The following is a 13,726-nucleotide window of genomic DNA, read 5'->3' as shown; positions in this document are numbered from 1 at the left end:
CTGGTGCTAGGTTCGGGAGTTATGGCAACGTTTTTGCTTGAGGTTGGAACTGAAGAATTGCCCGCCAGTTTTGTAGATGAAGCGCTAGCGCAGTGGCGATCACGCCTGCCGCAAACGCTGCAAGACCATTACCTGACTCCAACGGCGATCGAGTTTTATGGCACCCCGCGACGGCTGGCAGTGCTGATTAAAGGGTTGCCCTTACAGCAGCCCGATCAAGAAGAAGAAGTCAAAGGTCCCCCGGCGCAAGCTGCTTTCAAAGACGGTCAGCCCACGAAAGCTGCTATCGGTTTCGCCCAGAAGCAGGGCGTGCCGCTCTCATCCCTGGAAATTCGCCCCACGGAAAAAGGGGAGTTTACCTTTGTGCGTAAAACGATCGCCGGGCAACCCACCGCCGACATTTTGCAACAGCTTGTACCCGCATGGATTACCGCACTTCAGGGCAAGCGGTTTATGGTTTGGGGCGATGGCGACCTACGGTTTTCGCGCCCAATCCGTTGGCTAGTGGCACTGCTAGATGATGCCGTATTGCCGATCGCCCTAGTCAGTGGTTCCGAAACTTGCACCAGCGATCGACAGTCCTGGGGGCATCGCGTGCTCCATCCCCAACCGATCGCCCTCTCCCATGCTGATACCTATGTAGCTGCCCTTGCGTCTGCGTTTGTTACGGTAGACCTAGCCCAACGGCAAGAAACAATTCAACACCAGGTACAAGCTGCCGCTGCCGAAATTGGTGGGACTGCCGTTATCACTCCTGGGCTGCTGCGCGAAGTCACCAATCTAGTGGAGTGGCCCAGCGCTGTCGTTGGCACCTTCGAGCCAGACTTTCTAGAGTTGCCGCCCGAAGTTATCACGACCGAGATGGAGAGCCATCAGCGCTACTTCCCAGTGCTTAAGCAAGCAGGAGCCAGCGAGTTGCTGCCCTACTTCATCACCATTTCTAATGGCGATCCCGCCAAAGCTGACATCATTGCGGCTGGCAATGAGCGCGTCATCCGTGCCCGTCTGTCGGATGGGAAATTCTTTTTTGATGCCGATCGCGCCATTCCCCTCGAAAACTATCTGCCAAAGCTTGAAACCGTTACCTTTCAGGAAAGCTTGGGATCGGTACGGGCAAAGGTCGATCGCCTTAGCAAAAACGCTGCTTTAATTACCGACCAGCTTCGCTTGCAGCAGGATACGCAACAACAGCAAGATATCCAGCGTGCAGCCTTGCTCTGTAAAGCGGATTTGGTAACGCAAATGGTGGGCGAATTCCCCGAACTGCAAGGCGTGATGGGGCAAAAATACGCGATCGCCAGTGGTGAGACAGAAGCGGTTGCCACTGCCATCTTCGAGCATTACCTGCCCAAAGGTGCTGGAGACACACTGCCTCAAACCCTGACAGGACAAGTCGTTGGGCTTGCCGATCGCGTTGATACATTAGTCAGCATTTTTGGGCTGGGTTTGGTGCCAACTGGTTCCTCTGATCCCTTTGCGCTGCGCCGTGCCGCTAACGCGATCGTCAAAATTATTTGGGATGCCAAGCTGCCCCTCAATTTGTACACTCTGGTCGAAGCCGTCACTGAGGCATTCAAGACCTCGTTTGCTGCAGTCATGAAGCCAAGTCTGGACGAGCTGAGGCAGCAGTTGCGAGATTTCTTGCTTCAGCGCACCCGCACATTGCTACAAGAAGACGAACACATAGACTATGACTTAGTAAGTGCAGTGCTGGGCGAAAACGATGCTGAATACACGGAGCGGGCGCTGCAAGATTTGCTGGACGTGCGCGATCGTGCCCTCTTCCTACAAGCTCGTCGGCAAGATGGCACCCTGGCAACGATCTACGAAGTGGTCAACCGAGCCTCTCGCCTCGCTGCCCAAAGCGACCTAGCAACCCATCACCTTGACCCCACTGCCGTCATTCAGCCAAAGCTATTTCAAAAGCAGTCTGAGCAAGCATTTTACGATGCCTTGTGCCAACTACACACCGCTATGGCAGCGCAACCGCAAGACTACCAAACCCTGGTCGCAACCCTTAGCAAGACCACACCCACGCTGAGTCGCTTCTTTGACGGTGCTGATAGCGTTCTGGTGATGGATAGTGACCCAGCCATCAAGCAAAATCGGCTGTACTTGCTGGGTGTACTCCGCAATCATGCAAGAGTCCTGGCAGACTTTGGGGCGATCGTCAAAAGCTGAAGACAGCCCTATCACTGCCAACTTTTGTGCCCCGTCTTGACAGGTTCTCCCTCGAAATTCCGTCTCTCACCTTGATTAAGCGACTGGTCATTCGTCTATTTAGAGAAAATCCTTTCTTCAGCAAGACACACTCATAGTGGGCTTAGAGCGGGATCGCTATAGATCACTCGCTGGGTAGGGGCGTATCAACGCTGTACACCGACAGAATGTGTGTGTTCTCAACTTAAATTGGTATCAATTAGTTACCTGCGGTTGAGAAGGAATTCTTTTGGGAGGAAAACTATGGGTTGGTTACAACGAATTTTTGGTAAGGAAAAGCCTGCGGGCGCTCAAGTCAATCCAGCTCCGGCTCCTGTAACGCCAGAGGTGCCAGCAGCAGAACAAACCGCAACTGGTACGATCGCACCTGAGCGCGTGGGGTTAAACGGCGAATATGACCAGAGCGGTCTTGCCAAGCGGGTTGCCCTCGCCTTTGATGAAGATTCTACGCTAGACGACGTGGAAACACTCTGGGTCGCGCAACTTGGTACAAATGTTGTGTTGAAGGGGAAAGTGCCCAGTCAGGATGTCCTTAACAAAGCAGTCCAGATTGCCAGAAGCGTGAGTGGCGCAACTGATGTCACTACGGCTGAAGTAACTGTGGGCTAACGATCGTTCGTAGCAGTTAACGATCGCACTGCTCATGGTAAGTATGAATGTATCGTTAGCTCGTACGTTAGTAAAGGTGAGCGATCGCGAGTGATGTGTTGCTATCGATCGCTTGCCTTCACTCCTAACCGGCGGCTTGCTGCCCGTTAAGCGGTACCATGAGGGATGCAAACGCAGGAACACCGCAAGCTATGCCCAAAGCCTATGTGATCGGTCTGGGAAAATCGGGACTCGCAGCCGCCCGACTACTCAAGCGTGAGGGGTGGCAGGTAGCGGTCAGTGATTCCGGCAGTTCCGATGGGTTACAGCAGCAGCAGCAGGTATTGACCGCTGAAGGCATCACGGTACAGTTGGGCGAATCTCTCACTCCGGCACGTGTGGAAGTATTGCACACAGAATCTGTCCAGCGGCTTGTCGTTAGTCCTGGTGTGCCCTGGGATCTATTAGGGCTGATACGCGCTAGAGAGCTAGGCATTGAAACGATCGGCGAAACAGAGCTAGCGTGGCAACATCTGAAGCCTTGCCCCTGGATTGGCATTACAGGCACTAATGGCAAAACAACCACAACCGCACTCATTGCCGCTATTTTTCAAACCGCAGGATTAGCTGCTCCGGCTTTTGGCAATATTGGGCTTGCCGCCTGTGAAGTGGCGCTCAGTGACAAAAAGCCAGACTGGGCGATCGCCGAACTCAGTAGCTATCAGATCGAATCATCGCCATCGATCGCACCCCGCATCGGTGTATGGACAACCTTCACACCCGACCATCTAAGTCGCCACAAAACGCTGGAACGCTACTGCGCTATTAAAGCCCAGTTACTCAACCAGTCTCACCATCAGGTCTTCAACGGCGATGATCCGTACTTGCGGAACTTAGGTAAACAAGCGTCTTATCCAGTGCGCGAAACTGCCTGCTGGACAAGCGTTAACAGCAAGGCTGCATTAATTGGCAACTCCCCTCACAGCGTCTACATTGAAGACGCCTGGGTACGAACGGCTACCGAACTAATTTTGCCGATCAGTCTGCTACGAATGCCGGGAGCGCACAATCGACAGAACCTTTTGATGGCAGTCGCCGCCGCAAAACTGGCAGGCATTGATAAAAGCGCGATCGCCCATGCTATTGCCAACTTCTCTGGCGTACCCCATCGCCTGGAACATATTCGCACCTGGCACGGCATTGACTTTATCAATGACAGCAAAGCGACTAATTACGATGCCGCCGAAGTGGGACTCTCTGCCGTCAAGCACCCCACTATCCTCATTGCAGGCGGCGAAGCAAAACAGGGCGACGATGCTGCCTGGATCGCTGCCATTCAAGCCAACGCGACTGCGGTACTTTTGATTGGTAACGCTGCCCCTGACTTTGCCGAACGCTTACAGCAGGCAAATTACTCCAGCGTTGAGATCGTGGAAACAATGGAACGAGCCGTCGAGCGATCAGCCGCACTTGCCAAACAGCACCAGACACCCGTTGTACTCCTCTCTCCCGCCTGCGCGAGCTTTGACCAGTACCCAAACTTTGAACAACGCGGTGAACACTTCCGTCAGCTTTGTCATGCGTTGCCAGAGTGAAAGAGTGAAGAGGTGAAAGAGTGAAAGGGTGAAGAGTCAGTGGAACTCAAAACTCAAAACTCTCCCTAATCCCCATCCCCTATTCCCTACTCCCTACTCCTGCCTCTGGCAAAATTAACATTGCATCCCCAAAGGAGTAAAAGCGATACTGCTCTGCGATCGCCACCTGGTACAGATCCAACAACCGCTGTCGTCCAATCAGGGCGCTAACCAGCATCAGCAAGCTCGACTTGGGTAGGTGAAAATTTGTCATTAACCCATCAACGACTCGCCATTTGTAACCGGGGTAAATGAACAAATTAGTCTTGCCGCAAAAGGTCTGTATCGTGCCGCTTTGTGCTGCTGCTTCGAGCGATCGCACAACGGTTGTCCCAACTGCAATGATGCGTCCACCGCTTGCTTTGGTTTCCTGAATCTTCGCTACTGTTTCTGGCGGCACGTCTACCCATTCGGCGTGCATTGTATGGTCAGTGATTGCCGCTGCCTCCACTGGACGAAAGGTGCCTACGCCAACGTGCAACGTCACAAAAGCCTGCTTAATACCGTGTGCTTGCAAGCGTTCTAGTAAAGCAGGCGTAAAGTGTAACCCTGCGGTCGGTGCCGCGATCGCACCAGGGCGATCGGCATAGACCGTCTGATACTGCTCTGGCTGTGCCTCAGACTCAGTGATGTAGGGTGGTAGCGGTACTTGCCCAAGCCGCTCAATCCACTCGTCGAGCGTGGTTTCCGGTGGCACGTTAAATTGCAAAAGGCGTCCACCCGTAGCCGCATCAATCGACAGAACCGTGGCACTTAAGCTGCCTGCCTCTTGCTGTTGGTCTGCTGGCTCCTGCCCCCTAAACACGATCGTCGCACCCGGTTTGAGCCGCCGACCCGGTTTTACCAGTGCCAACCAGCGATCGCTCGTACCGTGCACAGTGCCCTCGGATGGGTCGACAGCCTGTGGCTCTAGCAGCAGCACCTCTACAGGCATCCCGCTTGTTTTGTGCCCGTGCAGCCGAGCTGGAATCACGCGAGTGTTATTCAACACCAACAAATCGCCCGATCGCAACCAATCTGGCAACGTCTGCACGATCGTATGGCAGTGCTGCACGGTATCCTGTACCACCAGCAACCGTGACTGATCACGAGGAATGCACGGCGTTTGAGCAATCAATCCTTCAGGCAACGTATAGTCGTAAGCAGTCAGCAGGCGGTCAGAACTCATTACAAGCAGGTTAGTTTTAGTAGAAGTAGTCAGCAGCAACGCTTAATACACTCACATCTCGGCTACACCCGCAAAGTCTGCTTACGTAGACTGGGAGATGGTTTGGTGTAATCCACCTACGTAGATTTTTTAGTTTGTAGACGTGGTTTTAACCGTTAGTTGAGCCTTCAGCCTTAATCCTTTAGCCCTAACTCCCTACCCCTCCTCCTTTCGGATTGGGTGATAACACGCTCCACTTCGGGGGGTTCTCCCCTGGTATTTACTGATACGTTTAGCGACTATAGATGGTGTAAGCGGTTGCTGGTCAAAAACTGTGGTGGACTATCTGTATTATCTTGCAAATGCGTCCCTTACATTAAGGGTTGTAGAGTATCTACACTGCTCGAGTCGGCTTCCAGTCAGCTTTATGACCGTGATCCACCAAATTGACGGGTGGATTGTAAAGGTGAAAATGAGCCGTTGCCTGGAGCCTCATGAGCATGGCGACTTCCGAGCTTTGATGCATGAACTGGGCATTCCATGTGACCCAGGTATTCGTGTCCAAATGGCACTGTGGGGTTTGGAAACGGGGCAGTCACCAGTTGAGGTGATGCATCGTTATCAGGTTGCAGTCGTCTCGCATGGCACACCAGAGCGTGAGGAGATTGAAGCGTTTCGTCAGCAGTTTGTGCAGGGGTTAGGCTACTGCCCAGAAACGTTGGCGTAATGCGTAGAGAAGCGGACGTATCGTTAGAGATTGTACTGTCTTGATACGTCCTATTTGATACATCCTAATCGAGAGTGAAGGCAGCAGGAATATAGTCTTGAAGCGTCAGGCTATAATCAGCGATTGCCCTCCTCGCTTGGCTTACATCATCTGACAGCACGGTTGGTTGAGGCTGATACTGACAGCAGACCAGCGCCACATCAAATTGACAAGGTAATTCTGCCCAGTCGGGATGATCTGCTAAAAAGAGTTGTGCTGTTTTCCAAAGCTTTGACCGCTTCTGAGCGGTGATTGCCAGCGCACCATCACTGTCCCAGTTGCCTCGACTGCGGGTTTTAACCTCCACAAACGCCAAGGAGATCGGCTGTGTTGGTAGTTGTGCTGAGGGCTGACCAACGACTAAATCGAGTTCGCCCCATCGACAGTGCCAGCGTTTCTGTAACAGAAGCCAGCCACGATCGCATAGCCATTGAGCTACCAGGGCTTCTCCTAAGGAGCCAATATCTGGAGCCTCTTCTTTGGTATGACGCTTGCGGCTTGTTTGAAGCTTTGGCTTTTGGGGCATGAGCAGCGGCACAGAACGAGATAGTAAGTCTTTCTTCAATATTTTAATATCGACAATCCCGGCGCTAAACTCACGTTGCTGAAGCGCTCTACTGTTTCGGTTTAATGCTGCCAGACTAGAAGCGCAACGGATTCAGGTAGGATCGAAGGAGTAGCGATCGTATTCACTCACCCAGTAACGAAGCGTCTGCTTAGGGCGGTGAGCAAAGATGAAGGCGCTACTGCGATCGCAGTTGGGTTCGGTAGTAAGCAGCAACAATGAGCATCAAACGATTGGGCACGGCAATCGGTCAGCACTTTAAACGATGGCTTGCAGCACTGGTTAAGCAACAGATATGGCAGCAGCGACGGACAATTACGGTAAGCCTCATCTGTTGGAGCGCGATCGTGACTAGTCTTTGGCTCGTTAGCCCTATGGCTGCGTTGGCAGATGACTACAACCGAGATTTTCTGGTCGGCGCTGATTTTTCTGGCAAAGATTTAACCGACTCTAGCTTTACGAAAGCAAATCTCCGGGGCAGTAACTTTAGCCATAGCGACCTGCATGGCGTGAGTTTTTTTGGTGCCAACTTGGAGGACGTAAACTTTGAGGGTGCCGACCTGCGAAACGCTACCTTAGATGCCGCACGGTTTACAGGCGCTAACCTAACCAATGCCAATTTAGAGGGGGCGTTTGCCTTCAATGCCAAATTTGGCGGGGCGATCGTAGACGGTGCTGACTTCACTGATGTTGATGTGCGGCAGGATGCTCAAACTCTCCTATGCCAATCAGCAAAAGGGAAAAACCCCGTCACTGGACGCAATACGCGCGACACGCTGAACTGCAAAACGTAGGATGGATTGCCTTAGCCTCTGTATTGATACCTTGACCAAAAACTTGTAATAAGGCAAAGCTTAGCCAAGTAGCTTTCGCGCTTGGGTGGCGCTATGACTGACGGCATTTGGTGTTCTTGGTCAAACCAGATGCCGTCAGAATCACTTACTTGGACGATCGCATTTCAGCTAGCAGCTTATTTAAGCTCCATCGGCGAGCGCGTTTCTAGATCAAACTTGTACCCGTGGGGAAGAATGTGCAGCGTTGCATTGCATAAAGCCAAGGGTTCGTCGCGCAAGAGTTCTTCCACATTATTGTGGGTAAGGTTTGCCACATCCACAATGGTGATCGCGCCTGCACCAATCACTTCCAGCTCTTTACCATTGATCGCGATCGCGGTGTTTTCATCAATGCCAAAACCCAGATTAACAGGCTGCTGGGCGATCGCAGATAGCAACCGTCCTAAGCGACCACGCTGGGCAAAATGCTGATCGATTACAACACCCGGTAAGAAGCCCATACCCCGATCCATGCTGACCACTTCCATCCGTGGGTTCGTTTCAGACTCGCCTTCCACAATCATCATGTCGGGCATCATTGCTGCACCAGCACTCGTCCCAGCAATGACAACACCATCAGCAAACCGTTTGTGCAACATTGAATCCAGTTGTGTGTCCTTCAGACATTCTGTAATGCGAGCCTGGTTGCCACCTGTAAAGAAGACGCCTGTCGCCTGCTGAATCAACTCTAGACCTTTGGGATCATCAGCATCTTCTCGTCTGGCAGTGTCAACCACCCGGACTGATTCCACACCTAGACGCTCAAAGACATTAAGGTACGTTTCTCCAACCTCTCCGGGTAACCCTGTAGCAACGGTCATCACAACAATACGTGCCTGTAACCCACCAGACCGACGTACAAATTCGCGCAGAATAGTGCAATCGCCTTCTTTATCTTCTGCTCCACCAATAATGACTAGTTGCCCATGCGTTTCTGGAAGTGCAACACTCTCCTGCGCTTCGGCAGCATCTTCCTGAGACGCCATCACCGCCGATCCTTGAGCCTCGTGTCCTGTCATAGTGTCTCCGCGTTGTGTTGAGGTGGTCTTTTAATAAAACACAGCGCTCTGCACAGTTGCCTTCACCGTTCGGTAGATTTTGATACTTTTTCGATGGAAAATCGCTCTAGCGACCTAACTTTATCTCTCTGATATTTCTAGAGGCAGTAGGTTTACGAGTTGATCGTCAACATTAAGTTTAATCGAGAAAAAAGTAAACAATAAAAAACCGGCTCAGTGAATGAACCGGAAGCACGTAGGAGCTAAATTAAGCACTACTTAGAGACCAATTTTCGACTGCGCTCAACCTACTTACACACAAGACTGAGAGCATGAGACTTCGGCGTAAGCACTCAGTCGAGCACGAAGTCGAAATGCAGCTTCTAAACAATTACACTCAGCTACTTATTAGACGGGTTGCTGCATTAAGCGAGATAGAAAAGCACGCGCCTGATTGAGGGTTAAATGCTTGGGCTTTCCTTCATACACAATCTGATACGAATCAGGATATTCGCTGTCACCATATCCTGAAATTAAGTGTCGATGGAAGGCAGCCTCAGCAAGATTATGCACTTCCATTCTTAGATTCAACACTGTTTCGCTCGTGGCTGTCTTGTTCATAAAATCATGACTGAATAACAAAGCGATCCTTCTGTTCTATACATTGAGCGCTATTGTTTCACCCTTCAAAAGTGGTATTTCCTAAGATGTACTTTCAAATGGATTGCTGTTAATGCTTTACAAAATTGCTACAGATCGTAACCTGCGATAGAAGAACGTGCGAGAACGATAGGACTAGGGTAGTAACGGTCTACAGGAGATACTTATTATGGTTGTGGATCAAAGTGTTGATCTGGTTCGCGTGAATGCCCGTACGACAGATGCCTTTGACATCTTCAATCTCAGGCACTACATCGGTCCTAATCCCGATCTTGGCACAGCAGCAGCAGCGTTCGATTTTGCTCTGGTAGAAGCAAACCCACCTCGATCGCTGGAAGAATATGTTGCAGTGATTGGCGATCGTTATCCCCTTTTACTTAAAGAAACACACAAATCTTACGCGCATCTGTTTGCCCGCACGGTTGCTGAAGTTAGCAAGCTAGAGATGGATCTGCACATAACTCAGTGGGCTGTTAAGCAGCAGGGCAGTCGTACCCGGATTGCGGTACAGGCAGTACACGCACGGACGAGTCGGGCGATCGTTTACTGCGTGTGGGACTGGTTTGAAGCGATTACACGCGATCGACGTTTTTGGATCGAAGACCAAATTGAGGTACTGCAAGAGACCTTCCGCGACTCCGTTTTTGGTGGTCCTACTGTTTATGCACTGCTTCAAACTGCCTATGATCTCGGCATTCCGACCTTTTATCTGTGGGATGAGCGGTTAATGCAGTACGGCTATGGCAGAAAGCAGGTGCGAGGCATTGCTACGACCTTTGACCATGACAGCCACATTGATTCAGATTTCACCACAGGCAAGGATGACTGCAAAGCCTTCCTGCATACGCTAGGCTTTCCTGTACCTCACGGCAGCATCGTCTACACTGAGGCAGAAGCGTTGACCGCCGCTGAGCGCATTGGCTATCCCGTTGCAGTGAAGCCAGTCGTTGGGCACAAGGGCATTGGTGTCACGGCGGGCATTATGGACGAAACGGAGCTAGTGCAAGCGTTCGATCGAGCTGTTGCAGCCGTTCCCGAAGATCAGTCCATTCGCATCATTGTTGAAAAAAGCATTGCAGGTAAAGATTTTCGCTTGCTTTGTGTCGCTGGTAAATTTGTAGCCGCAACTGAGCGCCGTCCTGCATCAGTAACAGGGGATGGCAAGTCAACCATCAACGAACTGATCGACCGCGAAAACCGTACACCAGCCAGAGTTGATACACCCACCTCACCACTGGGCAAAATTAAGTGCGATGAGGCAATGGAGCGCTATCTAGACGAGCAAGGTTTGTCGCTCAATTCGGTTTTGGAAGCCGATCGCACCATTTATCTTCGCAAAGTTGCTAACCTTTCGGCAGGTGGCTTAAGCATTGATGCTACCCGTCAGATGCATCCCGATACCATCATTCTGGCGCAAGATATTGCTCAACATTTTCGCCTGACCTGCTTGGGTATTGACGTGATTGCTCAAGACCTTTCGGAGTCGTGGAAGAAAGGCAACTTTGGCATTATCGAGATTAATGCGGCTCCTGGCATCAATATGCACCTGAAACCTGCGATCGGCGAAAGTGTTGATGTTCCCGCTTACCTTCTCAAAACCTTTTTTGAAACAGGCAAAGCGGCTCGCATCCCGATCATTAGCTGCAACCGCATTTCCGTGCCAGAACTGCAAGAGATCGCGGATTACATTCTGCGTCACCAGCCTGATTGGACGATCGGTGCCGTCTGTGCCAAAGGTGTTTTCATCAATCGCTCTGAGAAACACCAGCATATAGACTACAACACTAACGTCCAAAACTTGCTACGCAATCCCCGGCTCGATTTGCTCATTGCCGAATACCGCGAAGATGTCCTTGAGCGCGATGGAATGTTTTACTACGGCAGCAACATCGTTGTTTTAGACGAGCCCACTGAGGTAGAAAAGATGCTAGCACGCGATGTCTTTGAGGACTCTGTCGTTGTGATCAAACAAGAGGACACTGTTTCCATCCATCGCAATGGATTGATTGAGCAGTATCAATTAGGCGAAGACGAGCCGTTTAGCCGAGTTTACTTGAAAGAAATCGCAACGCTGTTGTAGGGCAAGTGAGGAGAGAGGGGGAAGGAGTGAGGGGTGTGAAGGCAAAAGGCAAAAGGCAGAAAGCAAAAGGCAAAGGGCAAAGGGCAAAGGGCAAAAGGCTGTGGTTGGAATCAACTTAAAACTCTGCCTCCTCTGCGCCCCTGCTTCGTCTACTCCCCTGCCTCCGCCTACTCCCCTTACACCTCACTCCTCTCCCCTCTCCTCTACAATTAAGTGTGAACTCTTGCACGGCAGGTTGAGACTGTGGGCTTCAAAATTGGTCTATTGGGTTTGGGGACAGTGGGAACGGGAACGGTGCAGATTTTGCTTAACCCGTCACAGCGTCATCCCTTAGTGCAAGAGCTGGAACTGTATCGGGTGGGAGTTCGATCGCTCGAAAAGTCTCGCGCTATTGATCTGCCGCCAAGTATCATCACCACTGATCTAGATGCGATCGTCACTGACCCAGATATAGATATTGTGGTCGAGGTCATGGGTGGACTGGAACCAGCTCGATTGCTCATCCTGAAAGCGATCGCCCACGGCAAGCATGTAGTTACGGCAAACAAGGCAGCGATCGCGCGGTATGGAGCCGAAATCTTTACAGCAGCAGAAAAAGCAGGCGTATATGTGCTGCTAGAAGCCGCAGTCGGCGGTGGTATTCCGGTCATTGAGCCGCTCAAACAGTCGCTTTGCGCCAATCGCCTGCACACCGTCACTGGCATCATCAACGGCACAACGAACTACATCCTGACGCGGATGCAGACTGAGGGAGGCGATTTTGCCAGCATTCTAGCCGATGCTCAACGGCTGGGGTATGCCGAAGCTGACCCAACTGCCGATGTCGATGGTTTAGATGCAGCCGACAAAATTGCAATTCTGGCATCCCTGGCGTTTGGTGGTCGCATTAAGTTACCGGACGTGCATTGCGAGGGTATCCGGCAAGTGAGCGCTGCTGATATTGCCTATGCAGAGAAACTAGGCTTCGTGATCAAGCTGTTGGCAGTGGCAAAGCGGGAGGATCTTACGACTGAAACCCCAACCACAGAAACGGCGACCCTACAGGTACGAGTGCATCCAACATTAGTACACACCAGCCATCCGCTTGCAAGTGTTAACGGTGTTTACAATGCGATCGTGATTGAGGGCGAGCCGATCGGACAGGTAATGTTCTTTGGTCCTGGTGCAGGAGCGGGTCCAACTGCCAGTGCAGTGGTTGCCGACATCTTAAATATTGCTGCCATTCTCAAAGTAGAGCGGGGCGCTGCTACGCGATCAAACGGGCAGCCCTTGCTCGATCCCTTACTTGCCTGTTCGCATCAAGACTATTGCACGATCGCCCCTATGTCAGACCTGGTGACGCGCTTCTATGTCCGCTTTCTCACGCGAGACTTCCCTGGTGTGATTGGCAAACTGGGCACTTGCTTTGGCAACCACAATGTCAGCCTGGAGTCGATCGTGCAAACAGGCTTGCGCGATGACCTGGCAGAAATTGTCGTCGTCACTCACCATGTCCGCGAGGGCAACTTCCGCACGGCGCTAGACGAAATTCGGGTCATGGAAGCAGTCAGTAGCATTGCCAGTACGTTGCGGGTGCTTTAGCAAGTACCCTGATGATTGCGCCAGATCATTGCGCTCTTAAAATTGAAGCTATTAGAAACCAAATCGTTGTCTAATTTTTTCGACAAGGGCACTTTCTTCTACCGCTATAGTTGAGTCCACTTGTATCAGTTCTTGAACAACCTCCAAAGCTAGATTCCGCAAATTGTGGTGTTTGAGGCGATCGCTTATATCAAGGAGTAGTGCTTCAGTTTTTTCCTGACTTTGAAGCGCAGTACGAACTTTTGGCAGCGCCGCATTGATATAAAACTCCCAAGAATGTTTGGAAGGTAGATCGAGCGATGAAACGTAATCTGTCACGAAGTCTTGTTCACTCAGCTTAATTGCTTTATCACTCAGCATAACAAGATATAGCAGGTCAATAATTGCTTCATCCTGCGCTTGCTCATTTTCAGAATGATGTAGTAGTTCTTTAGCTTTTTCAAACAGCAACATGGTTAATTTTCCTCTTCAGGACATAAAGGTTCTGGCCGTATCCTGACCTACTTCTGTCTACATACTGAACAGCGATCGTTCCTGAATCTCTCACTTGCTATAGACGCTTTCCTCTGTAAGGTAGGTCTGCTACAACTGTTTCATCCTGGTCTGCTGCTGAGATTTAGCAGTACTTCCAATTTCAATTAACCCACAGTGGTA

12 protein-coding genes are annotated in these 13,726 nt (G+C 51.2%); 7 read left to right on the top strand and 5 right to left on the bottom strand.

Annotated features, from left to right (window positions below; all coding sequences use genetic code 11):
* The first annotated feature begins 21 nt into the window (after positions 1-21).
* From glyS to murD, 3 genes are all read left to right on the top strand, one after another.
* Entirely contained in the window at positions 22-2,181 is a 2,160-nt protein-coding gene (gene glyS / locus H6F86_RS01685) for a glycine--tRNA ligase subunit beta (protein ID WP_190446369.1), read from the top strand.
* Positions 2,182-2,463: 282 nt separating this feature from the next.
* The gene (locus H6F86_RS01680; RefSeq protein ID WP_190446368.1) at positions 2,464-2,829 is read left to right on the top strand and encodes a BON domain-containing protein; all 366 of its coding nucleotides are present in this window, start codon (positions 2,464-2,466) and stop codon (positions 2,827-2,829) included.
* Positions 2,830-3,020: 191 nt separating this feature from the next.
* Positions 3,021-4,403 carry a UDP-N-acetylmuramoyl-L-alanine--D-glutamate ligase gene (gene murD / locus H6F86_RS01675; protein WP_190446427.1) on the top strand — a complete coding sequence of 461 codons (1,383 nt, stop codon included), beginning with the start codon at positions 3,021-3,023 and terminating at the stop codon, positions 4,401-4,403.
* A 79-nt stretch (positions 4,404-4,482) separates the two neighbouring features.
* Here murD and queA read toward each other — a convergent pair whose 3' ends face one another.
* Positions 4,483-5,610 (bottom strand): tRNA preQ1(34) S-adenosylmethionine ribosyltransferase-isomerase QueA, encoded by a 1,128-nt coding sequence (queA, locus tag H6F86_RS01670; RefSeq protein ID WP_190446367.1) that lies wholly within the window; start codon positions 5,608-5,610, stop codon positions 4,483-4,485.
* A 316-nt stretch (positions 5,611-5,926) separates the two neighbouring features.
* Between queA and H6F86_RS01665 the strand changes: the two genes are divergently transcribed.
* A complete protein-coding gene (locus tag H6F86_RS01665) occupies positions 5,927-6,316 on the top strand; it encodes a hypothetical protein (protein WP_190446426.1) in 390 nt (129 codons plus the stop codon).
* Between the two features lie 64 nt (positions 6,317-6,380).
* On the opposite strand, the gene H6F86_RS01660 is transcribed toward H6F86_RS01665, so the two are convergent.
* Entirely contained in the window at positions 6,381-6,881 is a 501-nt protein-coding gene (locus tag H6F86_RS01660) for a YraN family protein (RefSeq protein WP_190446366.1), read from the bottom strand.
* A gap of 413 nt (positions 6,882-7,294) precedes the next feature.
* Here H6F86_RS01660 and H6F86_RS01655 point away from each other — a divergent pair, with 413 nt between their 5' ends.
* Complete coding sequence (locus H6F86_RS01655) at positions 7,295-7,714, top strand: pentapeptide repeat-containing protein (protein WP_206755998.1); 420 nt, start codon at positions 7,295-7,297, stop codon at positions 7,712-7,714.
* Between the two features lie 176 nt (positions 7,715-7,890).
* Here H6F86_RS01655 and H6F86_RS01650 read toward each other — a convergent pair whose 3' ends face one another.
* Both H6F86_RS01650 and H6F86_RS01645 read right to left on the bottom strand, forming a co-directional pair.
* Positions 7,891-8,772 (bottom strand): cyanophycinase, encoded by an 882-nt coding sequence (locus H6F86_RS01650; protein WP_347240063.1) that lies wholly within the window; start codon positions 8,770-8,772, stop codon positions 7,891-7,893.
* Positions 8,773-9,159: 387 nt separating this feature from the next.
* Positions 9,160-9,372, bottom strand: coding sequence for a hypothetical protein (locus tag H6F86_RS01645; RefSeq protein ID WP_190446364.1), 213 nt, complete (start codon positions 9,370-9,372; stop codon positions 9,160-9,162).
* 208 nt (positions 9,373-9,580) lie between these two features.
* On the opposite strand from H6F86_RS01645, the gene H6F86_RS01640 reads away from it, so the two are divergent.
* Entirely contained in the window at positions 9,581-11,491 is a 1,911-nt protein-coding gene (locus tag H6F86_RS01640) for an acetate--CoA ligase family protein (RefSeq protein WP_190446363.1), read from the top strand.
* 243 nt (positions 11,492-11,734) lie between these two features.
* Positions 11,735-13,072, top strand: coding sequence for a homoserine dehydrogenase (locus H6F86_RS01635; protein ID WP_190446362.1), 1,338 nt, complete (start codon positions 11,735-11,737; stop codon positions 13,070-13,072).
* Between the two features lie 51 nt (positions 13,073-13,123).
* On the opposite strand, the gene H6F86_RS01630 is transcribed toward H6F86_RS01635, so the two are convergent.
* Complete coding sequence (locus H6F86_RS01630; RefSeq protein ID WP_190446361.1) at positions 13,124-13,525, bottom strand: hypothetical protein; 402 nt, start codon at positions 13,523-13,525, stop codon at positions 13,124-13,126.
* Between the last annotated feature and the right edge of the window lie 201 nt (positions 13,526-13,726).

This window comes from Phormidium sp. FACHB-592 (genome assembly GCF_014695795.1).
Classification (GTDB): Bacteria; Cyanobacteriota; Cyanobacteriia; order Leptolyngbyales; family Leptolyngbyaceae; genus Stenomitos.
The sequence above is the reverse complement of the archived record's forward strand: the minus strand, read 5'-3'. Positions and strand labels throughout refer to the sequence as shown.